Raw genomic sequence first — 26,631 nt, 5'->3', positions numbered from 1 at the left:
AATCAGGCAACTCGGTCTGTCGGTGAAACCGCGTCATCGTTCTTCGCGGGCAAGCCTCGCTCCTACGGAATCGGTTTGGTGTGCGCTAATATGCCCACCACTCAAACACGAACAAGGCTCACCCCGGTCAATGTCGGAAAAAGACACCATCGCCATTCAACTGGTGCGTGAAGCACTGTTGCAAAGTTGCGCCCCTGGCGCTGCCACCGCAGAGGTGTTGAACAAGGTCGGCATCGATCCAGCGCTGTTGGACAGCACCGACGCGCGTGTCCCGGCCGCCGCCTATGCGCGCCTGTGGCGTTTGCTGGCCCGGCGTGGGGACGATGAGTTTTTTGGCATGGACCCACGCAAGCTCAAGTCCGGCAGTCTGGAGTTTCTTTGTCGCTGTTCCATGGTTCAGCCAAGCCTGGCCGCCGGGCTGACCTCGGGCCTGAGCTTTCTGTCGTTGATGCTTGAACGTCTGCCCGCACAATTGGTTCGCCAGCAAAGCCTGGCGGAGATCGTCCTGCTGGAAGACGACGAGGAGCCGCGCCGCGCCTTCACCTATTTCACTTACTGGATGATCGTGCATGGCGTTGCCTGCTGGCTGGCGGGCCGGCGGATTCCGATCCTGGCCATCGAACTGCGTTGTCCGGAGCCGGATTTTTGCGATGACTATCGGGTGATGTTTTCCGAGAACCTGCGATTCGACCGGCCGCGCACACGGATGATTTTCTCCGCCGACTGCCTGGATTTGCCGATCAAGCGCAGCGCCGAAGAGCTCAAGCGCTTTCTGGCTCATGCGCCGGCGAACATTCTGGTCAAGTACCGCGACCCCGAGAGCCTGGCCAGCCGGATCAAGCACGATCTGCGGCAACTGCCCGCCGAGCGCTGGCCGGAAACCGAAGCGCTGGCGCAGCAACTGTGCATGTCGGCTTCAACTTTACGTCGACGCCTGGCCGAAGAAGGGCAGACGTATCAGGGGCTCAAGGACAGCGTGCGCAAGGAGCTGGCCATCGTCTGGCTGGCCGAGCCGACCATCAGCTTCGCCGAAATCGCCACCCGTTTGGGGTTTGCCGATGCCAGCTCGTTCTACAAGGCGTTTCGCAAGTGGTCGGGGTCCAATCCTGGGCATTATCGGAGTTTGATTCTTAACGAGGCTGACTGATCCGGATGATCGATCGTTCCCACGCTCTGCGTGGGAATGAGGTAGGTAGCGTCCTTGGCCAAACCAGTCACACAACTTGATAGCTTTGACCATTGTCCCGCTCCTCGCGCAGAGCGAGTATTTCCCTGTTGATTACGGTTCCCCCAACCTAATAAAAATACAGAGGGATTCTGGCAATGCGCGATTACTTGTCTGCTACGTCACAGTTCAATTATCAGCACACCGTCGATGCTGCGCTCACAGGGTCGTTGACCGCGCTCAATGCCTGCGTCGAGTGTTGCGACCGGCATGCCTTGCCGGGGCGCATTGCGCTGTTCTGGGAAGGTCGCGACGGTAGCAGCGCGACCTACACCTTCAGCGACTTGCAGGACAAGGCCGCGCGTTTCGCCAATTTCCTGGTGGCCCAGGGCGTGAAGAAGGGCGACAAGGTCGCAGGCCTGCTGCCCCGCAACTTCGAATTGCTGATCACCGTGTTCGCCGCCTGGCGCATCGGTGCGGTTTATCAGCCGCTGTTCACCGCCTTCGGCCCCAAAGCCATCGAACACCGTCTGAACAGTTCCGGCGCCAAAGTGGTGGTCACCGATGCGGTCAATCGCCCGAAACTGGCTGAAGTGGCCGACTGCCCGACCATCGTCACCGTCGGCGGTCCGAAAGGCCAAGGTATTGTTCGGGGTGATTTCAGTTTCTGGGCGGAACTGGCCAACTACTCCAGCATCTGCGAGCCGGTATTGCTGACCGGCGAAGACCCGTTCCTGCTGATGTTCACCTCGGGCACCACCGGCCCGTCGAAAGCGCTATCGGTGCCGCTCAAGGCCATCGTTGCGTTCCAGAGTTATACCCGCGACGCGGTGGACCTGCGCCCCGAGGACGCCTTCTGGAACGTCGCCGATCCGGGTTGGGCCTACGGCATTTATTTCGGTGTCACCGGGCCGATGGCGATGGGGCATCCGATCACCTTTTACGATGGCCCGTTCACCCTCGAAAGCACCTGCCGGGTGATCAACAAATACGGGATTACCAACCTCACTGGCTCACCGACCGCCTATCGCTTGCTGATTGCCGGTGGCGATGAATTCGCCCGTTCGATCAAGGGCAAGCTGCGCATCGTCAGCAGCGCCGGCGAGCCGCTGAATCCGGAAGTGATCCGCTGGTTCGCCGACAACCTCGGCGTGGTGATTCACGACCATTACGGCCAGACCGAACTGGGCATGGTCCTGTGCAATCACCACGGCCTGGAACATCCGATCCACATGGGCGCCGCCGGTTTTGCCTCGCCGGGCCACCGTATCGTGGTGCTGGATGAGGAATACAAAGAACTCGGCGTCGGCCAGCCAGGCATCTTGGCCATCGACCGCACCCAGTCGCCGATGTGTTGGTTCGGCGGTTACGAAGGCGTACCGACCAAAGCGTTCGTCGGCAATTATTACCTGAGCGGCGACACCGTCGAGTGGAACCCGGACGGCAGCATCAGCTTCGTCGGCCGCAGCGACGACGTGATTACCACCTCGGGCTACCGCGTCGGCCCGTTCGACGTGGAAAGCGCGCTGATCGAACACCCGGCGGTGGTCGAGGCGGCGGTGATCGGCAAACCCGACCCGGAGCGCACCGAACTGGTGAAAGCCTTCGTCGTGCTCAGCCCGCAATATCGTGCCGAACCTGCGTTGGCCGAAGAACTGCGGCAACACGTGCGCAAGCGTCTGGCGGCGCACTCGTACCCCCGTGAAATCGAATTTGTCAGTGAATTGCCGAAAACCCCAAGCGGCAAATTGCAGCGCTTTATCTTGCGCAACCAGGAAATCGCCAAGGCTCAAGAGGCCGCCGCGAAGAACGTTTCAGCTTGAATCCAAGGAAACAATGATGCAGATCGAAAACAAGGTTTTTCTCGTCACCGGCGGTGCTTCCGGCCTCGGTGCCGCCACTGCTGAAATGCTGGTGGCCGCCGGCGCCAAGGTGATGCTGGTGGACATGAACGCCGAAGCCGTCGCGGCGCAGGCTGCACGTCTCGGCGCGCAAAGTGTGGTAGCCGACATCAGCAATGAAGCGGCGGCAGAAGCAGCGGTGCAGGCGACGGTCAAAGCGTTTGGCGGCCTCAATGGCCTGGTCAATTGCGCCGGCATCGTGCGTGGCGAGAAGATCCTCGGCAAGACCGGCCCCCATGCCTTGGCCAGTTTCAGCCAGGTGATCAACGTCAACCTGATCGGCAGTTTCAATATGCTTCGCCTGGCTGCTGCGGCGATTGCCGAGACCGAAGCCGATGCAGACGGCGAGCGCGGGGTGATCATCAACACCGCATCGGTGGCGGCCTTCGATGGTCAGATTGGCCAGGCCGCGTATTCGGCGTCCAAAGGCGCGATTGCCAGCCTGACCTTGCCTGCCGCCCGTGAGCTGGCGCGCTTCGGCATCCGCGTGATGACCATCGCACCGGGCATTTTCGAAACGCCGATGATGGCCGGCATGACCCCGGAAGTACGTGATTCACTGGCCGCAGGCGTGCCGTTTCCGCCACGCCTGGGCAAGCCGAGCGAGTACGCCGCGCTGGCCCGGCATATCATAGAAAACAGCATGCTCAACGGCGAGGTGATCCGTCTCGACGGTGCCTTGCGCATGGCCGCCAAATAAGGAGTATTTGTCATGACATTGTCCAACGATCCGATTGTTATTGTCAGCGCCGTCCGCACCCCGATGGGCGGTTTCCAGGGCGAACTGAAAAGCCTGACCGCGCCACAGCTGGGCGCTGCTGCGATTCGTGCCGCGGTCGAACGCGCCGGTATCGCCCCTGAATCCGTCGAAGAAGTGCTGTTCGGCTGTGTGCTCTCCGCCGGCCTAGGCCAGGCCCCGGCGCGGCAAGCGGCACTGGGCGCCGGGCTGGATAAATCGACCCGTTGCACGACGCTGAACAAAATGTGCGGCTCTGGCATGGAAGCGACGATCCTGGCCCACGACATGCTGATCGCCGGCAGCGCCGACGTGGTGGTCGCTGGCGGCATGGAAAGCATGTCCAACGCGCCGTACCTGCTGGATCGCGCCCGCAGCGGTTACCGCATGGGCCATGGCCAGGTGCTCGATCACATGTTCCTCGACGGCCTCGAAGACGCCTACGACAAGGGCCGCCTGATGGGAACGTTCGCCGAGGATTGCGCCGAAACCAACGGCTTCAGCCGTGAAGATCAGGACGCGTTTGCCATCGCGTCGACCACCCGCGCCCAACAGGCGATCGAGGAGGGCAGTTTCAACGCCGAGATCGTGCCGCTCACCGTGACGGTCGGCAAACAGCAAGTGCTGATCAGCCACGATGAACAGCCGCCGAAAGCCAAACTGGACAAGATCGCCTCGCTGAAACCAGCGTTCCGCGAGGGCGGCACGGTGACGGCGGCCAACTCCAGTTCGATCTCCGACGGCGCGGCGGCGCTGGTTTTGATGCGCCGTTCCGAAGCCGAGAAACAAGGCCTGAAACCGCTGGCAGTGATTCATGGCCACGCGGCGTTCGCCGACACCCCGGGGTTGTTCCCGGTGGCACCGGTGGGCGCGATCAAGAAGCTGATGAAGAAAACCGGCTGGTCGCTGGATGAAGTCGAGTTGTTCGAAGTCAACGAAGCTTTCGCCGTGGTGAGCCTGGTGACCATGACCAAGCTGGAAATCTCCCACGAGAAGGTCAACGTCCACGGCGGGGCCTGTGCCTTGGGCCACCCGATTGGTGCGTCTGGCGCGCGGATCCTCGTCACCTTGCTCTCGGCCCTGCGCCAGAAAGGCCTGAAACGTGGCGTTGCAGCGATCTGCATCGGCGGCGGCGAAGCAACGGCCATGGCCGTTGAATGCCTGTACTGAGGCTAATGAGGCGCAACCTGTGTGTGGTGCTTGTGTGGCGAGGGAGCTTGCTCCCGCTGGGTCGCGAAGCGGCCCCAAAAGCTTTGCGACTGCTGCGCAGCCGAGCGGGAGCAAGCTCCCTCGCCACACAAGCCCGCTCCCACAGATATTGCGTTTCAACTTGATTTTTAAGGAATTGGCATGATCCCCAACGACGAACAACTGCAGATCAGCGACGCGGCCCGGCAGTTTGCCCAGGAACGGCTGAAACCGTTCGCCGCCGAATGGGACCGCGAACATCGCTTCCCCAAGGAAGCCATCAGCGAGATGGCTGACCTCGGCTTCTTCGGCATGCTGGTGCCGGAGCAGTGGGGCGGTTGTGACACCGGTTACCTGGCTTACGCCATGGCCCTGGAAGAAATCGCTGCCGGCGATGGCGCCTGCTCGACCATCATGAGCGTGCACAACTCGGTGGGTTGCGTGCCGATCCTCAAGTTCGGCAACGACGACCAGAAAGAACGTTTCCTCAAACCGCTGGCTGGCGGCGCGATGCTCGGTGCGTTTGCGCTGACCGAACCGCAAGCCGGTTCCGATGCCAGCAGCCTGAAAACCCGTGCCCGGCTGGAAGGCGATCACTACGTGCTCAACGGCTGCAAGCAGTTCATCACCTCCGGGCAAAACGCCGGGGTGGTGATTGTGTTTGCGGTGACTGACCCAAGTGCCGGCAAACGCGGGATCACCGCGCTGATCGTGCCCACCGATTCGCCGGGCTATAAAGTCGCGCGGGTCGAAGACAAGCTTGGTCAACATGCCTCCGATACCTGCCAGATCCTCTTCGAGGATGTGAAAGTGCCGGTGGCCAACCGACTGGGTGAGGAGGGCGAAGGCTACAAGATCGCTTTGGCCAACCTCGAAGGCGGCCGTGTCGGTATCGCCTCGCAATCGGTGGGCATGGCCCGCGCTGCGTTCGAAGCGGCCCGCGACTACGCCCGTGAACGCGAGAGCTTCGGCAAGCCGATCATCGAGCACCAGGCGGTAGCGTTCCGCCTGGCCGACATGGCGACCCAGATCGCCGTGGCCCGGCAGATGGTGCATTACGCGGCGGCGTTGCGCGACAGCGGCAAACCGGCGCTGGTCGAAGCGTCGATGGCCAAGCTGTTCGCCTCGGAAATGGCCGAAAAGGTTTGTTCTTCTGCGTTGCAAACCCTTGGCGGTTACGGTTACCTGAACGATTTCCCGCTGGAGCGGATCTACCGCGACGTGCGGGTGTGCCAGATCTACGAAGGCACCAGCGACATTCAGCGCATGGTCATTTCGCGCAATCTTTGAGAAGGAATCCCCCTATGAACTACGAAACGATTTTGCTGGAAACCCACGGCCGTGTCGGCCTGATCACCCTCAACCGTCCGCAAGCCTTGAACGCGTTGAATGCCCAAATCGTCAGTGAACTGAACCACGCCCTCGATGGCCTGGAAGCTGATTCGAACATCGGTTGCATCGTGCTGACCGGCTCGAAAAAAGCCTTCGCCGCCGGTGCCGACATCAAGGAAATGGCCGAGCTGACCTACCCGCAGATCTACCTCGACGACCTGTTCAGCGACAGCGATCGCGTGGCTAACCGCCGCAAGCCGATCATTGCCGCGGTCAACGGTTTCGCCTTGGGCGGTGGCTGTGAACTGGCGCTGATGTGCGACTTCATCCTGGCCGGCGACAATGCAAAATTCGGCCAACCGGAAATCAACCTCGGCGTATTGCCGGGCATGGGCGGCACCCAGCGCTTGACCCGCGCCGTGGGCAAGGCCAAGGCCATGGAAATGTGCTTGAGCGGGCGCTTGATCGATGCGGTGGAAGCCGAGCGTTGCGGGATCGTGGCGCGCATCGTGCCGGCGGATGATCTGGTGGACGAAGCGCTGAAAGTCGCGGCGCTGATTGCGAAGAAATCACTGCCGATTGCGATGATGATCAAGGAAAGCGTCAACCGCGCCTTTGAAGTCAGCCTCTCGGAAGGCGTGCGTTTTGAGCGCCGGGTATTCCATGCGGCGTTTGCCACGCAGGATCAGAAAGAAGGGATGGCGGCGTTTATTGCCAAGCGTGAGGCCGAATTCCAGGGTAAGTAATCCATTGACCTAAAAAGATCGTCCGAACGCGGCCCGAGCCTTCGGCAGCTCCTACAGGCGTACACAAAACCCTGTAGGAGCTGCCGAAGGCTGCGATCTTTTGCTTTTAGACCAGGTAGTTCTTCAGTTCCCGGGCAATCACCATTCGCTGTATCTCGCTCGACCCTTCATAAATTTGCGTGATCCGCGCATCCCGGTAGTAACGCTCCACCGGGTAATCCTCCAGATACCCATACCCGCCATGAATCTGGATCGCCGACGAGCAGACCTTTTCCGCGATCTCCGAAGCAAACAGCTTGGCCTGTGAAGCCTCCGACAGGCACGGCTTGCCGGCACTGCGCAAGCGCGCGGCGTGCAGGATCAACAGGCGCGCGGCGTTCAGTCGGGTCTGCATGTCGGCCAGCATATTGGCGATGCTCTGGTGTTCGATGATCGGCTTGTCGAACTGCACCCTATCGCGCGCGTAAGCCAGCGCCGCTTCGAACGCCGCACGGGCGATGCCCAGGGCTTGCGCAGCGATGCCGATGCGGCCGCCTTCGAGGTTGGAGAGGGCGATGGCCAGGCCTTTGCCGCGTTCGCCCAGCAAATTGGCTTCAGGGACGGTGCAGTTGTTCAGGGTGACGGCGCAGGTATCGGAAGCGCGGATGCCCATCTTGTGTTCACTGCGGTCGACGATGAACCCCGCTGTTTCGGTCGGCACCAGGAATGCCGAGATGCCACGCTTGCCCAACTCCGGATCAGTCACGGCGAAAACGATTGCCAGCTTCGCCCGTTTGCCGTTGCTGACGAATTGCTTGGCGCCGTTGATCACCCACTGGCCGTCGCGCAGTTCGGCGCGGGTACGCAGGTTATGGGCTTCGGAACCGGCTTGCGGTTCGGTCAGGCAGAAGCAACCGATGGCCTGGCCGCTGGCGAGGTCCGGCAACCATTGCTGTTTCTGTTCTTCGGTGCCGTAGTTCAGCACCGGCCCGCAGCCCACGGAGTTGTGGATGCTCATCAGCGCGCCGGTGGCGCCGTCACCGGCGGAAATCTCTTCCACCGCCAGCGCGTAGGCCACGTAGTCGACATAGGTGCCGCCCCATTCCTCGGGCACCACCATGCCCAGCAGACCCAGTTCCCCCATCTTCGCCACCAGACCGTCATCGATCCAGCCGGCCTTTTCCCAGGCTTGTGCGTGGGGCGCGATTTCGCCGCGGGCAAAATCCCGGGCCATGTCGCGGATCATCACTTGTTCTTCGCTCAATTCGATATCGTGCATGGCTCAGCTCCCGCTCTGGTCAAACCCGGTGAAAAAACTCGCGACGTGCTCGGCGTCCAGCGCCTGCAAGGTCGGCGGGTTCCAGCGCGGGTTCTTGTCTTTGTCGATCAACAAGGCGCGCACGCCTTCGATCAGGTCGCCACGTTCGAACCACTGGCGATCCAGGTGCAGTTCGAGGGCGAAGCACTGTTCCAGGCTCAGGTGCCGACCGCGCCGCAGCATTTCCAGGGTCACGCCCATGGCCAGCGGTGAACGGCTTTCCAGCAAGTCGGCGGTGGCCATGGCCCACTCATGGCTGTCGGCGACGGTCACTGCACGCAGTTGTTCCACCATACTCGGCACATCGGGCAAGGCGAAGAAGTGGTCGATGGCCGGCCGCAGTGCCGCGAGCGGGGCGACCGGCAGTTGTTGCACGGCGAGTTTCGCCAGCGCGCCTTGCAGGTCTTTGAGCGGCGTGTCGTGCCATTCCAGATGGTCGAGTCGTTCGTCCAGCTCGTCCAGGCTGGCGCTCTCCAGATACCAATCGGCCAGGCCGCAATAGAGCGCATCGGCAGCGCGGATCTGCACGCCGCTGACGCCGAGATAGATGCCCAGCTCACCGGGAATGCGCGGCAGGAAGTAGCTGCCGCCGACGTCCGGGAAATAACCGATGGCCACTTCCGGCATCGCCAGACGGCTACGCTCGGTGACCACCCGCAAATCGGCGCCTTGCACCAGCCCCATGCCGCCGCCCAGGACAAAGCCGTCCATCAAGGCCAGGACCGGTTTGCGGTAGTGATGGATCGTGAGGTCGAGGGCGTATTCCTCGACGAAGAAATCTTCGTGCAGCGTGTCGCCGCTTTTGAAGCTGTCGTACAGCGAGCGGATATCGCCGCCGGCACAGAAGGCTTTCTCGCCAGCGCCGCGCAACACCACCGCATGCACCTGCGGATCCTGTGCCCAGGCATCGAGTTGCTGTTGCAGGCTGCGGACCATGTCCAGGGTAATGGCGTTGAGGCCGGCGGGGCGGTTGAGGGTCAGGTGACCGATGTGATTGCGAACCTCGGCCAACACTTCGTTTTGCGTGGCATCCATGGACGGTGTCCCCGGGGATGAAACCTGAGCAGTCATCACTAACTCCCTGCTTTTATTGTTCTTTATAGAGAAGCTCGCGCGCGAGCGATGCAGGATCGTAACAGTGCAAATTTGCCCTGTACAACCTAGATACGTGCAGGTCTCGTTTGCATTTTTACCTTAGGGGAAGATCAAAAGATCGCAGCCTGCGGCAGCTCCTACGCAATCGGTGTTCATACCGAAAAATCGCGGTGGACGCGGTCAACGTAGGAGCTGCCGAAGGCTGCGATCTTTTGATCTTTCTTTTGATCTTTCTTTTGATCTTTAACCCCATCCAGCAATCAACGACAGGATCGGCTGTGAAAGCCCTTCGTTCAGCGCAGTTGAGCTGTCTGGACAGGGGCTTACGACACCCGTGCCGTCCTGGCAATTGGCATTCTGACGGTCCATTTCAAGCACTTGCGATCAAGCGCCTGGAATGGACTGCACCCCGACGACTGGCCCAAGCCGGTTGAAAACAACAACAAATACGGCTGCGGTGAATGCCGCATCGACTCTCTGCCCTGTCAAAAAGTGTGGTGCGGCGCAGGCGCCAAGCCGCGATAAATCCAAATAATCCGGGACCTTAGAAGATGAACATCAAATGGCTGACCTTACCGGCATTGGCTTTGCTGTGCTGCTCCACCGGTGCCAGCGCCAAGGAGTGGAAAGAGCTGCGCTTCGGCGTTAACCCCAGTTATCCGCCTTTTGAATCCACCACCGCTGATGGCGGCGTGCAAGGGTTCGGCGTGGACCTGGGCAATGCGATCTGCGCCGAGCTGAAAGTGAAGTGTGTGTGGGTCAGCAATGACTTTGACGGGTTGATTCCGGCGCTCAAGGCGGGCAAGTTCGACGCGATCGAATCGTCGATGACCGTGACCGACGCACGTAAAAAACAGATCGACTTCACCGATCGCCTGTACGCCGGGCCGACCGCTATCGTCACCCGCAAGGACTCTGGCTTGCTACCCACCGCCGAATCGCTGCAGGGCAAGACCATCGGCTACATGCAGGGCACGATTCAGGAAACCTATGCCAAGGCCAAACTGGCACCGGGCGGCGTGAAGTTGCGCGCTTATCAGAACCAGGATCAGGTCTACGCCGACCTGGTTTACGGCCGTCTTGATGCCTCGATCCAGGACAAGCTGCAAGCGCAGATGAGCTTCCTGACATCACCGCAGGGGGCAGACTTCAAGAACAGCGAGGGCATCAGCGACCCGCTGGTGCCATCGGAAATCGCCATCGGCGTGCGCAAGGACAACGAAGAACTCAAAGGCATGCTCAACGCCGCCATCAAGGCCCTGCATGAAAAGGGCATCTACGCGCAGATCCAGCAGAAGCATTTCGGCGATCTGGACCTCTACAACAACTGATCCTCGCGCCCCGAACGCTGCGTCCTGGTAACAGGCGCAGCGCTTGCAAGCGGGCGCCTCAAGACAGGTGACTGGCGTGAACTCCTTCCTGAATCTGATCGGGGTCGATCTTTCGGCCCTGCAAGGCTATGGCCCATTGTTGCTGCATGGCACCTGGGTCACCCTAAAACTGTCGGCGCTGTCACTGCTGGTGAGCATGGCGCTGGGGCTGCTCGGCGCGGCGGCCAAGCTGTCGCCGCTGAAGCTATTGAACCTGCCCGCGACTTTCTACACAACGCTGATTCGCGGCGTGCCGGACCTGGTGCTGATGCTGCTGATTTTCTACAGCCTGCAAGGCTGGCTGAGCAGCCTGACCGAGGCCATGGGCTGGCCTTACATGGAGATCGATCCGTTTGTAGCCGGCATTGTCACCCTCGGCTTCATTTACGGCGCGTATTTCACCGAGACCTTTCGCGGGGCGATCCTCAGCGTGCCAAACGGTCAGCAGGAAGCCGCCGCGTGCTTTGGTCTGAGCCGCTGGCAGCGTTTTCGCTTCGTGGTGTTCCCGCAGATGATGCGGTTCGCCTTGCCGAGCCTGGGCAATAACTGGCTGGTACTGCTCAAGGCCACGGCGCTGGTGTCGATCATCGGTTTGTCGGACCTGGTCAAGGTGGCTCAGGAAGCCGGTAAAAGCACCTTCAACATGCTTGATTTCCTGCTGCTGGCAGGCGCGCTGTATCTGTTGATTACCAGTGCGTCGAACTACGTTTTGCGCGTGCTTGAACGACGTTATAACCAGGGAGTGCGGGGGATGGCGCGATGATCGAGTTGATTGCCGAATACTGGAAACCCTTTCTGTTCAGCGACGGCTATAGCCTCACTGGATTGGCGATGACCTTGTGGCTGTTGGTGGCGAGCATCGTGATGGGGTTCTTCCTCTCGCTGCCCCTGGCGATCCTTCGAACCTCACGCTGGGGCCTGCTGCGCTGGCCGGTTCAGCTGTTCACCTATGTGTTTCGCGGCACGCCGCTGTATATCCAGCTGCTGATTTGCTACAGCGGGATTTACGGCATCGCCGTGGTCCGCTCGCAACCGCTGCTTGAAGCGTTCTTTCGCGATGCGATGAATTGCACGTTGCTGGCGTTCACGCTCAACACCTGCGCCTATACCGTAGAGATCTTCGCCGGAGCGATTCGGAGCATTCCTTACGGCGAAATCGAGGCGGCCCATGCCTACGGCTTGAGCGGCTGGCGCCTGTACCTGCGGCTGATCCTGCCGTCGGCCTTGCGCCGGGCACTGCCGTATTACAGCAACGAAGTGATCCTGATGTTGCACGCCACATCGGTGGCGTTCACCGCGACCATTCCCGACATTCTCAAAATCGCCCGGGACGCCAATGCCGCGACGTTCATGACCTTTCAGGCTTTCGGTATTGCCGGCCTGTTGTACCTCGCATTGTCGTTCGGTCTGGTTGGCGCGTTCCGTCTGGCGGAGAAGCGCTGGTTGAGCTTTCTCGGGCCGGCGCACTAATTCCTCTTTTCATCCAGAGCAGCGCCGAGGCCGGCGCTGCTGCAGGAGACTCATGCATGTACAAACTCACGGTTGAAAATCTGTACAAACGTTTTGGTGACAATGAAGTGCTCAAGGGCGTCTCGTTGAACGCACGGGCCGGCGATGTGGTGAGCATGATCGGCGCCAGCGGCTCGGGTAAAAGCACCATGCTGCGCTGCATCAATTTTCTGGAGCGGGCGGACGAAGGCGCCATCGTGCTGGAAGGCGAGCGCATCATCACTCGCCCGGGCGCTGGCGGCATGCGCGTCGCCAACCCGGCGCAGTTGCAGCGCTTGCGCACACGCCTGGCGATGGTGTTCCAGCATTTCAATCTATGGAGCCATCTGACCGTACTGGAAAACATCATACTGGCGCCGTGTCGGGTGCTGGGTGTCAGCCGCAAGGCCGCTGAAGACAGCGCGCGGGCGTATCTGGATAAGGTCGGTTTGCCGCAACGGGTGGCCGATCAATACCCGGCGTTTCTGTCCGGCGGCCAGCAACAGCGGGTCGCGATTGCCCGGGCGTTGGCCGTGGAGCCAGAGATTCTGTTGTTCGACGAGCCGACCTCGGCCCTCGATCCGGAGCTGGTAGGCGAGGTGCTGAAAGTGATTCAAGCGCTGGCCGAAGAGGGGCGGACCATGTTGATGGTGACCCACGAAATGGGCTTTGCCCGGCAAGTGTCCAGCCAGGTGTTGTTCTTGCATCAAGGGCGGGTCGAGGAGCAAGGTGATGCAACCATCCTCGACCAACCAAAGAGTGAACGGTTACAGCAATTTCTATCGGGTCGTTTGAAGTGAGGCAAGACGTACATGGCGGATATCCGCGATATGTCGATTGTGCTTGATCGTATTGATCAGGCCATCATCGAAGTGCTGCGCCACGAAGGGCGCATCACTTATCAAAAGCTGTCCGAGCGCGTGCACCTGACGCCCAGGCCGTGCCTGGAACGGGTGCGCAAGCTCGAACAGCTCGGGGTTATCCGTGGCTACGGCGCGATTCTCGATGAAAAGAAACTGACACCGGGGTTGTCGTTGCTGGTGTTGGTTGCGTTGTCGAACCAGAGCGGGCGGGCGGCGCAAAAGGCTTTTGAGGCCAAGGTCCGTGGTTGTCCGCAGGTGCTGGAATGCCGCTTGATCAGCGGCGCGTTCGACTACAGCCTGCGCATGCGTTGCCGGGACATGGAACATTACCGGGTGCTGACGGAAGTCTGGTTCGACGACCCGGAATTGCACATTGATAAGCTGGTCAGCCATCCGGAATTGGCGATGGTCAAGACCACGATGGAATAAGCGCCGAAAGATCGAAAGATCGAAAGATCAAAAGATCTCAGCCTTCGGTAGCTCCTACGTAGACCGTGTATACCGCAATTTTTGGGTATGAACACCGCCTCTGTAGGAGCTGCCGAAGGCTGCGATCTTTTGCTTTTCGGCCCTCGCCGAATCGGCTGACCCAACCACGTTTTTCAGCCATTTTCATCACATCGCCGGCCCTTAACAACCGGGTTTTTCCGCCGCCGAAACAGACAATGAGTGCCTCTCAACCCTCATTGAATCTGTGCCCATGCAAACCACCAATACCGTTTTGATGATTCGCCCGACACGTTTCTCGTTCAATCAGGACACGGCGGCGAACAACCGTTTCCAGCGCCCGGCCGATGTGTCCGAGGACGTGCAGCTCAAGGCCTTGCAAGAGTTCGATGGCTACGTCGCCGCGCTGCGCAGCCACGGCGTCGAAGTCCTGGTGCATAACGACCGCGAAGCGCCGCATACCCCCGATTCGATCTTCCCCAACAACTGGTGGAGCAGCCATCCCGACGGCACGTTGGTGCTGTACCCGATGCAGGGCCACAACCGCCGTCTGGAGCGCGACAAAGGCGTGCTCGACTGGTTGCGGGACGAGTACCGGGTCGAGCAGATGCTGGACCTTTCCAGCCTGGAACAGCAGGAAGTGTTCCTCGAAGGCACCGGCAGCATGGTGCTGGATCGCGAGCAGCGGATTTGTTACGCCGGCTATTCCACCCGTACTCACGCTCGGGCGCTGGACCAACTGGTCGACCATTTGGGTTACGAGTTGTGCGCCTTCAATGCGGTGGACCGCCAGGGCGTGCCGATTTATCACACCAACGTGATGATGAGTGTCGGTACTCGGCTGGCCATTGCGTGCCTGGCCTCGGTCACTAACCCGGCAGAACGCCTGGCGCTGCGCTCACGGCTGGAAGACAGCGGTAAAAAGGTGATTGCCCTGGACTGGGCGCAACTGGAGTCGTTCGCCGGCAACATGCTGGAAGTCCACAACGCCGCGGGCGAACCCTTACTGGTGATGTCACGCACCGCCTGGCAATCGCTGGATGCCGATCAACGCCGCTTGATCGAAACCCACGTCACGCCGCTGCCGGTGAACATCGACACCATCGAACGTATTGGCGGCGGTAGCGCTCGCTGCATGTTGGCCGAAGTCTTTCTATCCAAGCGTCAATCTGAACGTCAGCCGAAAGCTGCCCAGGAGCAAGTGCGATGATCGTCCGTCCTGCAACACCGGCAGATTTGCCGGCACTGTTGGCCCTGGCTCATAGTGCCGGGACCGGTTTGACCACGTTGCCGGCCGATGCGTCGCGCTTGAGTCATCGCCTGGAGTGGGCGGCGAAAACCTTCGCCGGCGAGGCAGAACGTGCGGATGCCGACTACCTGTTTGTGCTGGAGAACGACCAGCAGCAAGCGGTCGGTATTTGTGCCTTGGCGGGCGCTGTCGGCCTGCGTGAGCCCTGGTACAACTATCGACTGGGCCTGTTTGTCGCCGCGTCGAAAAACCTCGGGATCAATCAGCAACTGCCGACGTTGTTCCTTGGCAACGACATGACCGGCCACTCGGAATTGTGTTCACTGTTTTTGCACGCCGATCACCGCAGCGGTCTGAATGGCCGCTTGCTGTCCAAGGCGCGCTTCCTGTTTCTGGCGGAGTTTCGTCAGCACTTCGGTGACAAGGTGATCGCGGAGATGCGCGGTTATTCGGACGAAGAGGGCGTCTCTCCGTTTTGGGAAGGTCTGGGTCGGCACTTTTTCAAAATGAATTTCGCCGACGCCGACTACCTCACGGGCCTTGGCAACAAAACCTTCATCGCGGAACTGATGCCCAAGTTTCCGCTGCCGACCTGCCTGCTGCCTGAAGCGGCACGCGCGGTCATCGGCCGCGTTCATCCCAACACTGAACCGGCGCTGGGCATGCTCAAGGCTGAAGGCTTCGAGCATCGGGATTACATCGACATCTTTGATGGCGGGCCGCTGATCGAATGCGCCACCGGCGACATCCGTGCGGTGCGCGACAGCCAGGTGTTGCAACTGAGCATTGGCACCCCCGGAGAACACGCAGCGACGTACCTGATTCACAACCGCCAGTTTGCCGAATGCCGGATTACCGCAGCCCCGGCGCGAGTCGCCGCTGGCACCTTGATTGTCGATGCGCAGACGGCGAAGACATTGGGCTTGAGTGCTGGTGCATCGGTACGCGCGGTGAGTTTGGCGGTGCCGGCGCGGCAGCAGTCTGCGGCCTGAACTGTTGTCGAGTCCAACTTCAACCTGTGGCGAGGGAGCTTGCTCCCGTTCGACTGCGCAGCAGTCGCAGGCTCGGTGAAGGGGCCGCTTCGCAGCCCAGCGGGAGCAAGCTCCCTCGCCACAAAAGCCTGCTGCTGCCGTTGATGAACTCAGACTCTGCTGCTCAGCACTTCGCCGATACTGCGCCGCTTCGCATGCAACTCACTGGCATGAATCAACTGCTCGAGGTCTTCAGGGGTGACGTCGTAGAAGGCCTCCATGTCGGCGAGTGCGCGTCGCAGATCTTCGGCGGTGATCGCCTGGCTGTCGGCCGCGGGCATTAGCGGGGCCGGTTCGGCGGGACGCTTGGGGTAACGAATGCGCGTGAAGTTGTTGTACGCCAACGCGCTGAGCAGCATCGTCGAGCCGCTGAGCATCACCGGGCCGAGGGCTTTCCAGTCCATGGCGATGGTCGCCGGGTCTGCCAGCACCATCAGCAGCGCCAGCGCCCCGGCGGGTGGGTGCAGGCAACGCAGCCAGCACATCAGAATCAGCGCCATGCCCGCCGCGAGGCAGGCGCTGCCGAGGGTGCGGCCGAGTACGTGAGCGACCAGCAGCGAGATCACCCCCGCGCAGAGGTAACCGCCAAGAATCGACCACGGCTGGGCCAGCGCACCCGAGGACACGGCGAACAGTAATACCGCCGACGCGCCCAACGGACCTATCAGATGCAGCGCCACATCGATGCCGAACACCTGGCCGCACAACCAGACACTGAACATCGTCCCCATGGCCATGCCGATGGCGGCACGGCTCCATTCGGAGGGGCGGGTGTTGATGGCGGCGGGCAACCAGTGAGCGAGCATGACGAACATCGATCCTTTGACAAAAACCAGGGCAAAAAAAAGGCTTGTCCGGATACCCGGAAAGCCCTTGAAGTGGTTCCAACTATTGGGGGAGGAACGGCGCACAGTGTGCCGGTCATTACCGATGCTGACAAATTCATATTAATGCAGCTTCAATGCATTATTTTTGCAGCATCGCGACGCGTCGACCGCTCATGAAACAGAGAAAGCCGCCCATCGCCGTCAACGCGCTCAGGGCGTAGAACATGGTGGGCGCGGGCGTGTGCATCAGCAGGAAGCCGCAGATCACCGGGCTCAGCGCACCACCGAGGGCTGCGAGGTTCTGCGCGCCATAGTAGCTGCCGCGCAGTTCTTCCGGGGCCAGGGTGTCGACGAAGAGGAATTCGGCCGGGTAAATGATCATTTCGCCGAGGGTGAAAATGAACATCGCGATGCACCAGCTCACCAGGCTGTCGGCCAGGCTGAAACCGATCAAGCCGAGGATGAACAGGCTGCTGCCGCCGACAATCCAGTAACGCAGTTGTTCGCGTTTGAGAAACCGGCCGATCTGGTATTGCAGCAGGATCACGCTGATGGCGTTGCAGGCGAGCAGGGCGGCCATGGTTTCCAGCGCTCGTTTGGAGTCGTGGGTCACCAGCAGGTATTGCGACAGGTACAAGGTAAAACGACCGTGCACCACGGTACTGAGCAGGCAGCCGCAGGTGAACATGATCAGCGTTCGGTCGTTTTTCAGGGTGACCAGGGTTTTGAGAAAGCTTTGGGGCTGGCCGATGGCGGGTGTCTGGGCCGGGTCCTTGGGAATGCCGCTCATCAGGAAAATGCTGAAGAACGCGATGCCGCCGGCGATCAGGAACGGCGCAATCGGGTACACGCCGGCGATCACCACGCCGAGCATCGGGCCGGTGGCGTAGCCGATGTTGGTCAGGGTGTAGCGCAGCGAAAAAGCCTTGGCGCGCTGGCCCATGGGCAGGTTGTCGCTGAGGATTGCCTTGGAGCCGATCAGAAACAGCGCCGAGGCGGTTTCGGTGATCACCAGGGTGGCGGTGGTCAGGTAGAGGTTTTCGGCAAAGGTCAGCAGCACGAAGCCGATGGCACTGGAGAGCATGGCCAGGATCAGCAGCCGGCGCTTTTCGAGGCGGTCGATGATGTAACCACCATAGAGCGCGAGCAGGGTGGCGATGAACACCGCAATCCCGAGCAGCAGGCCGACGTCCTGTTGGTTGAGGCCGAGCTTGGTGCTCAGGAATAGCGTGAGCAACGGGCTGGTGATGGCGCGACTGACGACGATGGTCAGCGAGCAGATCATCAGCCGGCGGATAACGAGCGAGTAAGTGGCCACGGTGGGGCAAATGTCCTTATTCAGATTCTGTGGTGTTCGACGTGCAACGCCAGGCTCAACTCAGCCACCGATCAAGCGCCCTAACCGATTCCAGTTCTTCCAGCCGCCACAACTGCTCCAGCAGCTCTTTTGCCTGCTGCAGCGGTATCACCCGCCCGGCCAGGCTGAAGAATTTCTCCTCCAGCGCCGCATCACTCAGCGGATTGCCCGGCGCCCCCAACGGCACCTCAACGCACAGGCTCGCTTGCCGACCGTCCACGGTCCGCACGCTGACGACAGGCTCGCCATCCTCGGACAGATGCGGGTCGACTTCAAGGCGAATACGCGACATCCAGTGTGCAATCCGTGGGTGGCGGCGCTGTTCTTCGTCATAGGCTTCCAATCGGCAATGACCGTGATTCAGCCGGGCCGCCAGGGCATAACGCAGGCTCATCTGCGCCGCCGGCAACGTGCTGACGTCCTGGCCACCGCACATGTCCTGAAGGAATCCGCACAGCGACACCTGTACGTCCTCGACCTGCTCGGCGCTGATCTGCAATTGATCGAGCAACAAGCCCAATGCGTCGATCGCCGAATGCGTCCCCCGGCATGCCGCATAGGGCTTGATCGAGCAGCGCGCGAGTTTCCATACGTGGCCCAGTTCGGCGTCCAACGCCTCGGGTACAGCAGTATCCGCCGCGAGAGTCTTGAGGAAACCGCCCCAGACGTCATCGAACAGTTTTGTCGGGCCGGTGATGCCTTGTTGAGCAAACCGCGCGGCCAGCAATCCACCTTCGGCGGCGCGTCCGCTGTGGAGTCTTTTGCTTTGCGAACCGTCATGGATAAACGCCCACAGACCACCGCTGAAGCTGCCGGCGATGCCCAGTGCCGACAAGGTTTGTTGTGCATCCAGCCCCAGAATCCGTGCACTGGCCGCCGCCGCGCCAAACACTCCGCACGTCGCCGTGGAGTGCCAACCGGCGCCGTTATGGGCCGAGTAACTGCCGCAGGCTTCGAGCACCCGACGGCCGATTTCGTAGCCGATCACCACCGCAGTGATCAGTTCGCGGCCGTCTACTGGCTTCGTTGACATCGACAGCGCCGCCATCACCGCCGGCAGCACCACCGCGCCGGAATGGTCGCAGCCGCCGGTATCGTCCAGCTCCAGGGCATGCGCGGCGATACCGTTGAGCATGGCGGCTTGCGCCGCGCCGACTCGCTGACCGGTGCCCCAGACCAACGTGCTGCCGGCTTCCCCCTTGAACACCTGACGCGCCTGTTTCGCCACATCGCTGCCGGCTCCGGCCAGGGCTGCGCCGAAAGTGTCGAGAATGTGTCGTTTGGCTTGCTCCACCAACGCGGCGGGTAAATCGTCGAAACGGGTATCGACGCAGAACTGCGCCAGCCGCGCCATTCGCATAACCCCATCCTGATCTCTCATACGCCGTAATCCCGATAATGACGCTCGTACACAGCGGCCGGGTGATCCTCGGTCACCGGCGCTGCCGACTCGGCCCACCACTGAGCCACTTCGGCACCGGTGGCGATCCACACATCGTCGTGCTGCTGAATGCTTTGCAGCAATTCGCGCAACACGCCGATCCGCCCTGGCGTGGCGATGATTTCCGGGTGCAGCCGCAGTACGTAACACAAGCCGAACCGGTGAAACCCGGCAAAGTCCATCTTCAGATTGCCAAGGGTGTGGCTGTAAGAAGCGATGCGCGATTGCGCCGGTGGCACCGCCGGGCTGAGGTTGAAGGCGAAATAGGGCTCGTCCTCCAGTTCGTAGTGCAACGGCAACTCGATCACCTCAGGCGCCGTCGGATGCGCGAAGGGCAAATCATCGCCGCGCCATGACGAGGACCAGCGGATTCCATGCTCACGCAACGCCTCGATGTAACCCGGCGCGCCATTGCCGGCGGGAATGCGAAAGCCTGTCGGACGCTGGCCGGTCAGCGCGCTCAAGGCCGCGCAGCCCTTGGCGATTTCGGCGCTTTGCTCGGCCAGGGTCAGGTTGTCGTAGTGCTGATGGCGATAGCCGGCGCAGGCAATCTCGTGCCCGCCGGCCTGGATCGCCCGGAGGTGTTGCGGGTTTTCCTCGGCGACGATGCCGGGCACGAACCAGCTGCTGGAAACCCCCAGTTCTGCGAACACGCCAAGCAAACGCTCGACCCCGCGCTGGGTGCCGTAGCGCCACACCGACAAGGTCTTGTCGCGCCCGGCGACTTCCGGCGCCTGGGTGAGGATGCCGTGGATGTCGTTGTAATCGACCGTCAGCACCACGGCGCAGCGGTAGCCGTTGGGCCAGACAATGGAATCAGCCATGGTGATGCTCCTTCAGCCACCAGTGGGCGACGTCGCGGCAGGTGGCGAACCACACGTCGTCGCGCTGGCGCATGTGTTCGAAGAGTTTTTCCAGTAACAGGATGCGCCCCGGTTTGCCGGTGATCTTGGGGTGGAACAGGGTGGTCAGGCACAGCCCTTCAGCCATGGCGCCATCGAACTCGCGGCACCAGTTATCGAGGGTCAGTTCGTAGCTGGCGGTGCGGTCCAGCCCGGAAGGGAAGTCCGGTGCGCGGGTGTAGGCGAGGGAGGCGTAGTCGTCCATTTCCCAGCGGCCGGGGATTTCCACCAGTGGTGTATCGAAGCCCGGCACCTTGACCAGGTAGGGCCGGTCATCGCCGCGCATGCTGCTGGAATAGCTCACGCCGGCTTCCACCAGCATGGCCGGCGTTTCGGCCCGCCAGTCGCCGGACGGCGTGCGGAAACCTTCAGCGCGGATGTTCAGGTACTTCCAGAACACCTCGCGGGATTTGTGCATCACATCCTTCTGCTGTTCCAGCGTCAGGGCGTAAAAAGATTCGTGTTTGTAGCCGTGATAGGCCACCTCATGCCCGCGCTCGACAATCGCCTGGCACTGTTTCGGCCAGTTCTCCACGACCCAGGCCGGGACGAAGAACGTGGTCGGGATGCGGAACTCATCCAGCAGATCGAGAATCCGCGGCAGCGCCCGATAGGGGCCGTAACCGCCGAAACCGAAATACTCGGGCTTGCGCCAGATCGAGCCGTTAAGCATGGCATCGCCGGTGGGGCCATCGAGGTCGAAGGCCAGGGCGAGGCAGGCCTTGTGCTGGTCGGGCCAGGTGGATTGCAGCGAGGAGGACATCGTGGCGCTCCAGAATTTATAGTTGAAACACCCGTAGCAGCTGCCGAGCCCGCGAGGCAGCTGCCACGAACCGTGTTATTTCCCGGCGTTGATGGTCACGGTCTTGATCGCGCCCAGTTCCAGGTCCCATTTCTTCAGGATTGCCTGGTAGCTGCCGTCATCGATCATGCTTTGCAGCGCGACTTTCACCGCTTCGCTCAGCTCAGGTTTTTTCTTGCTCACACCCATGCCCGAGAACTGCTTGGAGATCGGCAGGCCCACGGTTTTGTACATGTCCTTTTCCTGGGTCTTGAGGTACGGCAGGGTTTCGCTGCCTTGCATGGCCGCGTCGATACGGCTCTGACGCAATTGCGCACGGGCGTCGGCCGAGCCCTCGGTGCCGATCACGTTGATCGCAGGTTTGCCGGCGGCTTCGCAGTTGGCCTTGCTCCACTCGGCGATTTCCGCCGGGAAGGTGGTACGGCGGCTGGTGCCGACTTTCTTGCCGCACAGGTCGACGATCTCGTTGGTGTCCTTGTTTTTCTGCAAGGTGTAGAACTGCGGGCCACTGGTGAAGTAATCGACGAAGGTCACGCTGGCCTGACGCTCGGCGGTGTCGGTCATGCCCGACAGCACCATGTCTACGCGGTCGGTCGTGAGCGCGTTGATCATTTGCTCGAAGCCGGTTTCCTGCCATTTGATCTTCACGCCCAGACGTTCGGCCAGGGCGTTGCCCAGGTCATAGTCAAGGCCGGTGAGGGTGTTGGTGGCCGGGTCCTTGAAATCCATCGGCGGGTAGTTCGGCATGATCGCAACAACGATCTCGCCCTTGTCCTTGATGCTGGCCGGCAACTCGGCAGCGAAGGCGAAACCGGATGCCAGGACGCTGGCAAGTACTGCTGGGATTACTAGGTTCTTCATGGTCGTTCTCTTATGAGTGTTGTGAGCGCCAAAGAGCGCTTAGGTTCGAACGGCAGAAATGAAGCTTTGGGTGCGTGGGTTTTGCGGACTTATTAGTATTTCTTCGGGGCTTCCAGCCTCCACGATCTGCCCGCCGTCCATGAACACCATGCGGTTGGAAACCTCGCGAGCGAAGCCCAGTTCATGGGTGACGACGATCATGGTCATGCCGGTTTGCGCCAGATCGCGCATCACCGACAGCACCTCTCCGACCAGTTCCGGGTCGAGTGCCGAAGTGGGTTCATCGAACAGCATCAGCTTGGGGCGCATGGCCAATGCACGGGCAATGGCGACACGTTGTTGCTGACCACCCGACAGTTCGATCGGGTAGCTGTTGCGCTTGTCGGCCAGGCCGACGCGAGCGAGCAGTTCCACGGCTTCTTCGTGCGCCTCTTTGGGCGAACGCTTGAGCACCTGGCACGGCCCTTCGATGATGTTTTGCAGTACAGTCATGTGCGGGAACAGGTTGAAACGCTGGAACACCATGCCGGTGGCCAGGCGCTGACGGGCGATCTGCGACTCGTTGAGCTCGTGCAGTTTGTTGCCGACGATCCGGTAACCCACCAGTTCGCCGTCGACCCACAGGCCGCCCTTGTCGATTTTTTCCAGCTGATTCACGCAACGCAGCAGGGTGCTTTTGCCGGAGCCGGACGGGCCGATGATGCACAGCACTTCACCTTGCTCGACCTCGATGTTGATGTCCTTGAGCGCGTGGAAATGGTCGTAATACTTGTTCAGGCTCACGGCCTTGACGATGCTTCTCATGTTGGGCTCCTCAAGAACGCTTGCCGGCGCCGCGAGCGAAACGACGCTCCAGACGGCTTTGACCAAAGGACAGCACGGTGACCGTGGCCAGGTACCAGATACCGGCGACGATCAGCAGCTCCATCACACGGGCGTTGGCGTAGTAGATGTTCTGCGCGTTGTAGAGCAGTTCCGAATACTGGATGACGCTCGCCAGGGAGGTCATTTTCACCATGCCAATGAATTCGTTACCGACCGGCGGAATGATGATCCGCATGGCCTGGGGCAGGATGATCCGGCGCAGGGCTTGCAGGCGCGGCATGCCGATCGACTTGGCGGCTTCGTACTGGCCGGTGTCCACCGACAACAGGCCGGCACGCACCACTTCGGCGGTATAGGCGCCCTGGTTGATGCTCAAGCCGAGGAGGGCGGCTACGAAGGGCGTCATCAGGCTTACGGTGTCCATTTCGAACAGGCCGGGAATGCCGATGGTGGGGAAGATCAGCGCCAGGTTGAACCACAGCAACAGCTGCAGGATCAGCGGCGTGCCACGAAACAGCCAGGTGTAGGTCAGCGCCACATAGCGCAGGATCGGGTTGGCCGACATGCGCATGATCGCCGTGATCACCCCGAAGACAATGCCCAGCGCCATCGCCAGCACCGCCATGACGATGGTGTTGAGCAAGCCCCACATGATCGCTTGCGAAGTGAGGAACTGGCCGATGTACGACCATTCGATCTTGCCTTCGGCGAAGGCTCGTACCAGGCCAATAATCGCAATGACGATGACGCTGGCGAAAAAAATCCGCCCGTAATAACGCCGTGGCACGTGTTGGTACTGGGTGATATCGAACTGGTTTTCCGCCAGTTTGCGCTCCGCCTGGAGTCGTTCTGCCTGTGTCTGGCTCATGTTGGTTCTCCGTACGCCGCCCTCGATACGGGCGGCGTGTGTGGTTTATCAGTTGCAGCGCTCGCGCAGGGTTTTCGCCCTGGATCAGAGACGGAAGCCCTGATAGTTCTCGGTCCATGCTTGCTGCGCGACAAGGGCGGTTTTCAGTCGGCCGATCTGCTCGCGCACCTGTTGCGGCGCGGTACCGCCCCAGCCACTGCGGGCGGCGATGGCGGCTTCGAGGGTCAGGCTGTCGCGCACCTCAGGTGTCAGGCGCGGATCGATCTCGGCCAGCAGCGCCGGTGAGGCTTCCCACAGTTCGATGTCGTGTTTCTCACAGGCCTGGACCAATGCGCCGGTGATTTCATGCGCTTCCTTGAACGGCACACCGCGCATCGCCAACCAGTCGGCGACTTCGGTGGCAAGGGTGAAACCCAGTGGTGCCTGACGGCGCAGTTCTTCGACGTTGACTTTCATGGTCGCGACCATCCCGGCCATGGCCGGCAGCACCAGCAGCAGGGTGTCGACGCTGTCGAGCACGCCGTTCTTGTCTTCGCTCAAGTCACGGTTGTAGGACAGCGGCAGGGATTTCAGCGTCGAGAGCAGGCCGGTCAGGTTGCCGATCAAGCGGCCAGCCTTGCCCCGGGCCAGTTCGGCGATGTCCGGGTTTTTCTTCTGCGGCATGATCGAACTGCCGGTGGCGTAGGCATCGTCCAGCGCGACCCAGCGAAATTGTCGCGACGACCACAGGCAGAATTCTTCGGCGAGGCGGGAAATGTTGATCCCGAGCATGCTGGCGATAAACAGGAACTCGGCGACGTGATCGCGGCTGGCCACGGCGTCGATGGAGTTTTCGCACACGCCGCTGTAGCCCATTTCCTTGGCCGACTGCTGGGGCAGGCGAGCGATGGCGGAACCGGCCATGGCCGCCGCACCCAGTGGCGACAGCGAGGTGCGCGCGTCCCAGTCCACCAGACGCTGCACGTCGCGCAGCATCGATTGGGCGTGGGCCAGCAAGTGGTGAGCGAAGACGATCGGCTGGGCCTGTTGCAGGTGAGTGAAGCCCGGGCAGATGCTCTCGACGTGTTGCTCGGCCTGCTCCACCAGCGCTTGCTGCAAGGCCAGCACTTCAACGGCCAAGGTACGGACGTGATCACGCAGGAACAGCCGCAGGTCGTTGGCGGTCTGGTCGTTGCGCGAACGGCCGGCGCGCAGCTTGCCGCCCAGTGCGCCGAGCCGTTCGGTCAGCAGGCGCTCGATGAAGGTGTGCACGTCTTCGTCGTCCAGGGTCGGCGCGATGCTGCCGACACGGAAGTCATCACCGATGCGCTGCAGGGCGTCGAGCATGGTCTGGGTTTCCTGCTCGCTCAGAAGACCGGCGCGCTGCAATTCCCGGGCATGCGCCTTGGAACCGGCGAGGTCGTACGGGGTGAGGCGAAAGTAGCGCTCGGGGCAACGGGACAGGGCCGCCAGGGCTTCGGACGGACCGCTCTTGAAGCGGGCACCCCAGAGACGGTCGGTGGTTTGAGACATTGTTGTTTTCCTCGTCGGTAACGCGAACTGAAATCGGTGTGCAGAGCCTGAAACAATTCCCGGAAATTACTCGGGTGTTGTCATGGCCAAGCAGTGTTCAAGAGGGCAGTTGCTAAAGGGCGAGAGCTGATCGAAGTGTCAGCTTTTAATAGTTCGAAATCAGTGAGTTGGCACTGATCGGCGGAATTTATTAACGGTTGCCAAGCCTTGTTTTCTGTGTTCATTATTATTAGCCAGCACTGTTTTTGTTGTTGGACACAGGTTGTTGAATAGGGCGCCAGAGGTAAATAAGCATTATGGAAACCCCACTTTCCAATTCCGGAAACCCGCCGCTAAAAACGGTACATCGGGCGCCGCTGGCCCTCAGCGGCCTGGACTTCAAACTGCTCAAAGTATTCAAGGCCGTGGTCGAGGCTGGTGGCTTCAGTGCGGCGCAGAACGAGCTGAATGTGGGGCTGGCGGCCATCAGCAAACAGATTTCCGACCTTGAGATTCGTATCGGCATGCGCCTGTGTACCCGGGGACGGGAAGGGTTTCACCTGACCGAAGAAGGGCGTCTGGTGTATCAGGCCTCGATCGATTTATTTGCCTCGGTCGATAACTTTCGTGATCGGCTTAGTTCTGCGCAGAATGAACTTATTGGCGACCTTGGAGTGGGCGTTATTGATAATACGATTACGGACTCCAATTCGCCGTTAGTTGCGGCGCTTAGAAAGATAAATGAAGAGTCGCCGAAAGTAAGGTTTCAACTTCAGGCATCCCAGTTAGATGAAGTGGAAAGAGGCGTTGTCGAGGGGCGGTTAGTGGCCGGAATTGTGCCGGTTTATCAAAAAAGAGAAGAGTTCGATTACTTCCCGCTGTATGAAGAATGCTCGTACGTGTATTGCGCTGTCGGTCATCCACTGTTCTCGGTGCCGGAGGCGGACATGGGCGGCAATGTGCTGCAGGATTACGAGTGCATCAACCACCGTTACGCGATCCATCGGGACAAACTGAATTTTGCCCGCTACGACAGCTTTTCCGCCTCGGCGACTCAAGTGGAGGCCGTGGCGCTGCTGGTCAAGACCGGCCGTTTCGTCGGTTTTCTGCCCGAGCATTACGCGGCCAACCTGGTGGCTCAGGGACAGTTTCGGGCGGTGCGTCCGGACCTGATCAACATCGTCACGCCGTTCAATCTGATCCTGCGCCACAACACCGTGCGCAGTCCGTTGGTGAAGGCATTCGCCCAGGCGCTGGGTGTGGATTTGAAGGCGCCGGTTTGATCTCGAACGTAGGTGTTCAAGTGTGGTTAACAGTAACTAACGGACAATACATGCCTACGTAGGAGC

At 60.8% G+C, this 26,631-nt stretch carries 25 protein-coding genes; 14 read left to right on the top strand and 11 right to left on the bottom strand.

Annotation, left to right across the window (positions count from 1 at the left end; translation table 11 throughout):
- Positions 1–130 precede the first annotated feature (130 nt).
- The 6 genes from ACCC96_RS22450 (at position 131) to ACCC96_RS22425 (ending at position 7,068) form a co-directional block, all read left to right on the top strand.
- Positions 131–1,147 carry an AraC family transcriptional regulator gene (locus tag ACCC96_RS22450; protein WP_258674016.1) on the top strand — a complete coding sequence of 339 codons (1,017 nt, stop codon included), beginning with the start codon at positions 131–133 and terminating at the stop codon, positions 1,145–1,147.
- A 176-nt stretch (positions 1,148–1,323) separates the two neighbouring features.
- Positions 1,324–2,988 carry an AMP-binding protein gene (locus tag ACCC96_RS22445; RefSeq protein ID WP_258674017.1) on the top strand — a complete coding sequence of 555 codons (1,665 nt, stop codon included), beginning with the start codon at positions 1,324–1,326 and terminating at the stop codon, positions 2,986–2,988.
- Between the two features lie 16 nt (positions 2,989–3,004).
- The gene (locus ACCC96_RS22440) at positions 3,005–3,766 is read left to right on the top strand and encodes an SDR family NAD(P)-dependent oxidoreductase (RefSeq protein ID WP_018929129.1); all 762 of its coding nucleotides are present in this window, start codon (positions 3,005–3,007) and stop codon (positions 3,764–3,766) included.
- A gap of 12 nt (positions 3,767–3,778) precedes the next feature.
- Entirely contained in the window at positions 3,779–4,972 is a 1,194-nt protein-coding gene (locus ACCC96_RS22435; RefSeq protein WP_019649659.1) for an acetyl-CoA C-acyltransferase, read from the top strand.
- 180 nt (positions 4,973–5,152) lie between these two features.
- A complete protein-coding gene (locus ACCC96_RS22430; protein WP_019649660.1) occupies positions 5,153–6,280 on the top strand; it encodes an acyl-CoA dehydrogenase in 1,128 nt (375 codons plus the stop codon).
- A gap of 14 nt (positions 6,281–6,294) precedes the next feature.
- Positions 6,295–7,068, top strand: a complete 774-nt coding sequence (locus ACCC96_RS22425; protein WP_019649661.1) for an enoyl-CoA hydratase — start codon at positions 6,295–6,297, stop codon at positions 7,066–7,068.
- Between the two features lie 106 nt (positions 7,069–7,174).
- Here ACCC96_RS22425 and ACCC96_RS22420 read toward each other — a convergent pair whose 3' ends face one another.
- The gene (locus ACCC96_RS22420) at positions 7,175–8,326 is read right to left on the bottom strand and encodes an acyl-CoA dehydrogenase family protein (protein ID WP_258674020.1); all 1,152 of its coding nucleotides are present in this window, start codon (positions 8,324–8,326) and stop codon (positions 7,175–7,177) included.
- Positions 8,327–8,329: 3 nt separating this feature from the next.
- Complete coding sequence (locus ACCC96_RS22415; protein ID WP_258674021.1) at positions 8,330–9,436, bottom strand: enoyl-CoA hydratase/isomerase family protein; 1,107 nt, start codon at positions 9,434–9,436, stop codon at positions 8,330–8,332.
- A gap of 575 nt (positions 9,437–10,011) precedes the next feature.
- On the opposite strand from ACCC96_RS22415, the gene ACCC96_RS22410 reads away from it, so the two are divergent.
- The 7 genes from ACCC96_RS22410 to astA all read left to right on the top strand — a co-directional run bounded on the left by ACCC96_RS22410 (position 10,012) and on the right by astA (position 15,869).
- A complete protein-coding gene (locus tag ACCC96_RS22410; RefSeq protein WP_007939684.1) occupies positions 10,012–10,791 on the top strand; it encodes a transporter substrate-binding domain-containing protein in 780 nt (259 codons plus the stop codon).
- Between the two features lie 76 nt (positions 10,792–10,867).
- Positions 10,868–11,593: an ABC transporter permease gene (locus ACCC96_RS22405; protein WP_019649665.1), complete on the top strand. Its 726-nt coding sequence runs from the start codon at positions 10,868–10,870 to the stop codon at positions 11,591–11,593.
- The gene (locus ACCC96_RS22400; protein WP_019649666.1) at positions 11,590–12,300 is read left to right on the top strand and encodes an ABC transporter permease; all 711 of its coding nucleotides are present in this window, start codon (positions 11,590–11,592) and stop codon (positions 12,298–12,300) included. The genes ACCC96_RS22405 and ACCC96_RS22400 overlap by 4 nt, the downstream gene beginning before the upstream one ends.
- 56 nt (positions 12,301–12,356) lie before the next feature.
- Positions 12,357–13,118, top strand: coding sequence for an ABC transporter ATP-binding protein (locus ACCC96_RS22395; protein WP_007939681.1), 762 nt, complete (start codon positions 12,357–12,359; stop codon positions 13,116–13,118).
- A gap of 12 nt (positions 13,119–13,130) precedes the next feature.
- Positions 13,131–13,610, top strand: a complete 480-nt coding sequence (locus ACCC96_RS22390) for an Lrp/AsnC family transcriptional regulator (RefSeq protein ID WP_007939680.1) — start codon at positions 13,131–13,133, stop codon at positions 13,608–13,610.
- Between the two features lie 271 nt (positions 13,611–13,881).
- The gene (ctlX, locus tag ACCC96_RS22385; RefSeq protein ID WP_413696935.1) at positions 13,882–14,838 is read left to right on the top strand and encodes a citrulline utilization hydrolase CtlX; all 957 of its coding nucleotides are present in this window, start codon (positions 13,882–13,884) and stop codon (positions 14,836–14,838) included.
- Complete coding sequence (astA, locus tag ACCC96_RS22380; RefSeq protein ID WP_019649670.1) at positions 14,835–15,869, top strand: arginine N-succinyltransferase; 1,035 nt, start codon at positions 14,835–14,837, stop codon at positions 15,867–15,869. Before ctlX ends, astA begins: the two co-directional genes overlap by 4 nt.
- A gap of 149 nt (positions 15,870–16,018) precedes the next feature.
- Here the strand turns inward: astA and ACCC96_RS22375 are convergent, their stop codons facing one another.
- From ACCC96_RS22375 to argH, 9 genes are all read right to left on the bottom strand, one after another.
- Positions 16,019–16,714: an HPP family protein gene (locus ACCC96_RS22375; RefSeq protein ID WP_413696934.1), complete on the bottom strand. Its 696-nt coding sequence runs from the start codon at positions 16,712–16,714 to the stop codon at positions 16,019–16,021.
- Between the two features lie 160 nt (positions 16,715–16,874).
- A complete protein-coding gene (locus ACCC96_RS22370) occupies positions 16,875–18,053 on the bottom strand; it encodes an MFS transporter (RefSeq protein ID WP_413696933.1) in 1,179 nt (392 codons plus the stop codon).
- Positions 18,054–18,108: 55 nt separating this feature from the next.
- Positions 18,109–19,452: an MmgE/PrpD family protein gene (locus tag ACCC96_RS22365; RefSeq protein WP_413696932.1), complete on the bottom strand. Its 1,344-nt coding sequence runs from the start codon at positions 19,450–19,452 to the stop codon at positions 18,109–18,111.
- A 17-nt stretch (positions 19,453–19,469) separates the two neighbouring features.
- On the bottom strand, positions 19,470–20,357 hold the full coding sequence (locus ACCC96_RS22360; RefSeq protein WP_413696931.1) for a polysaccharide deacetylase family protein: 888 nt from the start codon (positions 20,355–20,357) through the stop codon (positions 19,470–19,472).
- Positions 20,350–21,198: a polysaccharide deacetylase family protein gene (locus ACCC96_RS22355; protein ID WP_413696930.1), complete on the bottom strand. Its 849-nt coding sequence runs from the start codon at positions 21,196–21,198 to the stop codon at positions 20,350–20,352. Before ACCC96_RS22355 ends, ACCC96_RS22360 begins: the two co-directional genes overlap by 8 nt.
- A gap of 75 nt (positions 21,199–21,273) precedes the next feature.
- Positions 21,274–22,098 carry an ABC transporter substrate-binding protein gene (locus tag ACCC96_RS22350; RefSeq protein WP_019649676.1) on the bottom strand — a complete coding sequence of 275 codons (825 nt, stop codon included), beginning with the start codon at positions 22,096–22,098 and terminating at the stop codon, positions 21,274–21,276.
- Positions 22,099–22,137: 39 nt separating this feature from the next.
- Positions 22,138–22,902 (bottom strand): amino acid ABC transporter ATP-binding protein, encoded by a 765-nt coding sequence (locus ACCC96_RS22345; protein ID WP_018929141.1) that lies wholly within the window; start codon positions 22,900–22,902, stop codon positions 22,138–22,140.
- A 10-nt stretch (positions 22,903–22,912) separates the two neighbouring features.
- Positions 22,913–23,791, bottom strand: coding sequence for an amino acid ABC transporter permease (locus ACCC96_RS22340; protein ID WP_018929142.1), 879 nt, complete (start codon positions 23,789–23,791; stop codon positions 22,913–22,915).
- A gap of 84 nt (positions 23,792–23,875) precedes the next feature.
- Positions 23,876–25,303, bottom strand: coding sequence for an argininosuccinate lyase (argH, locus tag ACCC96_RS22335; protein ID WP_413696929.1), 1,428 nt, complete (start codon positions 25,301–25,303; stop codon positions 23,876–23,878).
- A gap of 296 nt (positions 25,304–25,599) precedes the next feature.
- Here argH and ACCC96_RS22330 point away from each other — a divergent pair, with 296 nt between their 5' ends.
- Positions 25,600–26,565 carry a LysR family transcriptional regulator gene (locus tag ACCC96_RS22330; RefSeq protein WP_413696928.1) on the top strand — a complete coding sequence of 322 codons (966 nt, stop codon included), beginning with the start codon at positions 25,600–25,602 and terminating at the stop codon, positions 26,563–26,565.
- Positions 26,566–26,631: the final 66 nt, after the last annotated feature.

The organism is Pseudomonas sp. Pseusp11 (assembly GCF_047304405.1).
In the GTDB taxonomy this organism is placed as follows: Bacteria; Pseudomonadota; Gammaproteobacteria; order Pseudomonadales; family Pseudomonadaceae; genus Aquipseudomonas.
Note: the sequence above shows the minus strand (reverse complement) of the source record. Positions and strands in the feature narration are given on the sequence as shown.

What these genes read in the sequence shown, in the direction of transcription:
- ACCC96_RS22450 (WP_258674016.1), top strand. Translation starts at nt 131, where the DNA reads ATGTCGGAAAAAGACACCATCGCCATTCAACTGGTGCGTGAAGCACTG.
- ACCC96_RS22375 (WP_413696934.1), bottom strand. Translation starts at nt 16,714, where the DNA reads ATGCTCGCTCACTGGTTGCCCGCCGCCATCAACACCCGCCCCTCCGAA.
- ACCC96_RS22420 (WP_258674020.1), bottom strand. Translation starts at nt 8,326, where the DNA reads ATGCACGATATCGAATTGAGCGAAGAACAAGTGATGATCCGCGACATG.
- ACCC96_RS22360 (WP_413696931.1), bottom strand. Translation starts at nt 20,357, where the DNA reads ATGGCTGATTCCATTGTCTGGCCCAACGGCTACCGCTGCGCCGTGGTG.
- ACCC96_RS22330 (WP_413696928.1), top strand. Translation starts at nt 25,600, where the DNA reads ATGGAAACCCCACTTTCCAATTCCGGAAACCCGCCGCTAAAAACGGTA.
- ACCC96_RS22440 (WP_018929129.1), top strand. Translation starts at nt 3,005, where the DNA reads ATGCAGATCGAAAACAAGGTTTTTCTCGTCACCGGCGGTGCTTCCGGC.
- ACCC96_RS22340 (WP_018929142.1), bottom strand. Translation starts at nt 23,791, where the DNA reads ATGAGCCAGACACAGGCAGAACGACTCCAGGCGGAGCGCAAACTGGCG.
- ACCC96_RS22350 (WP_019649676.1), bottom strand. Translation starts at nt 22,098, where the DNA reads ATGAAGAACCTAGTAATCCCAGCAGTACTTGCCAGCGTCCTGGCATCC.
- ACCC96_RS22400 (WP_019649666.1), top strand. Translation starts at nt 11,590, where the DNA reads ATGATCGAGTTGATTGCCGAATACTGGAAACCCTTTCTGTTCAGCGAC.
- ACCC96_RS22425 (WP_019649661.1), top strand. Translation starts at nt 6,295, where the DNA reads ATGAACTACGAAACGATTTTGCTGGAAACCCACGGCCGTGTCGGCCTG.
- ACCC96_RS22415 (WP_258674021.1), bottom strand. Translation starts at nt 9,436, where the DNA reads ATGACTGCTCAGGTTTCATCCCCGGGGACACCGTCCATGGATGCCACG.
- ACCC96_RS22445 (WP_258674017.1), top strand. Translation starts at nt 1,324, where the DNA reads ATGCGCGATTACTTGTCTGCTACGTCACAGTTCAATTATCAGCACACC.
- ACCC96_RS22390 (WP_007939680.1), top strand. Translation starts at nt 13,131, where the DNA reads ATGGCGGATATCCGCGATATGTCGATTGTGCTTGATCGTATTGATCAG.
- ACCC96_RS22410 (WP_007939684.1), top strand. Translation starts at nt 10,012, where the DNA reads ATGAACATCAAATGGCTGACCTTACCGGCATTGGCTTTGCTGTGCTGC.
- ACCC96_RS22430 (WP_019649660.1), top strand. Translation starts at nt 5,153, where the DNA reads ATGATCCCCAACGACGAACAACTGCAGATCAGCGACGCGGCCCGGCAG.
- ACCC96_RS22355 (WP_413696930.1), bottom strand. Translation starts at nt 21,198, where the DNA reads ATGTCCTCCTCGCTGCAATCCACCTGGCCCGACCAGCACAAGGCCTGC.
- argH (WP_413696929.1), bottom strand. Translation starts at nt 25,303, where the DNA reads ATGTCTCAAACCACCGACCGTCTCTGGGGTGCCCGCTTCAAGAGCGGT.
- ACCC96_RS22435 (WP_019649659.1), top strand. Translation starts at nt 3,779, where the DNA reads ATGACATTGTCCAACGATCCGATTGTTATTGTCAGCGCCGTCCGCACC.
- ctlX (WP_413696935.1), top strand. Translation starts at nt 13,882, where the DNA reads ATGCAAACCACCAATACCGTTTTGATGATTCGCCCGACACGTTTCTCG.
- ACCC96_RS22345 (WP_018929141.1), bottom strand. Translation starts at nt 22,902, where the DNA reads ATGAGAAGCATCGTCAAGGCCGTGAGCCTGAACAAGTATTACGACCAT.
- astA (WP_019649670.1), top strand. Translation starts at nt 14,835, where the DNA reads ATGATCGTCCGTCCTGCAACACCGGCAGATTTGCCGGCACTGTTGGCC.
- ACCC96_RS22365 (WP_413696932.1), bottom strand. Translation starts at nt 19,452, where the DNA reads ATGCGAATGGCGCGGCTGGCGCAGTTCTGCGTCGATACCCGTTTCGAC.
- ACCC96_RS22395 (WP_007939681.1), top strand. Translation starts at nt 12,357, where the DNA reads ATGTACAAACTCACGGTTGAAAATCTGTACAAACGTTTTGGTGACAAT.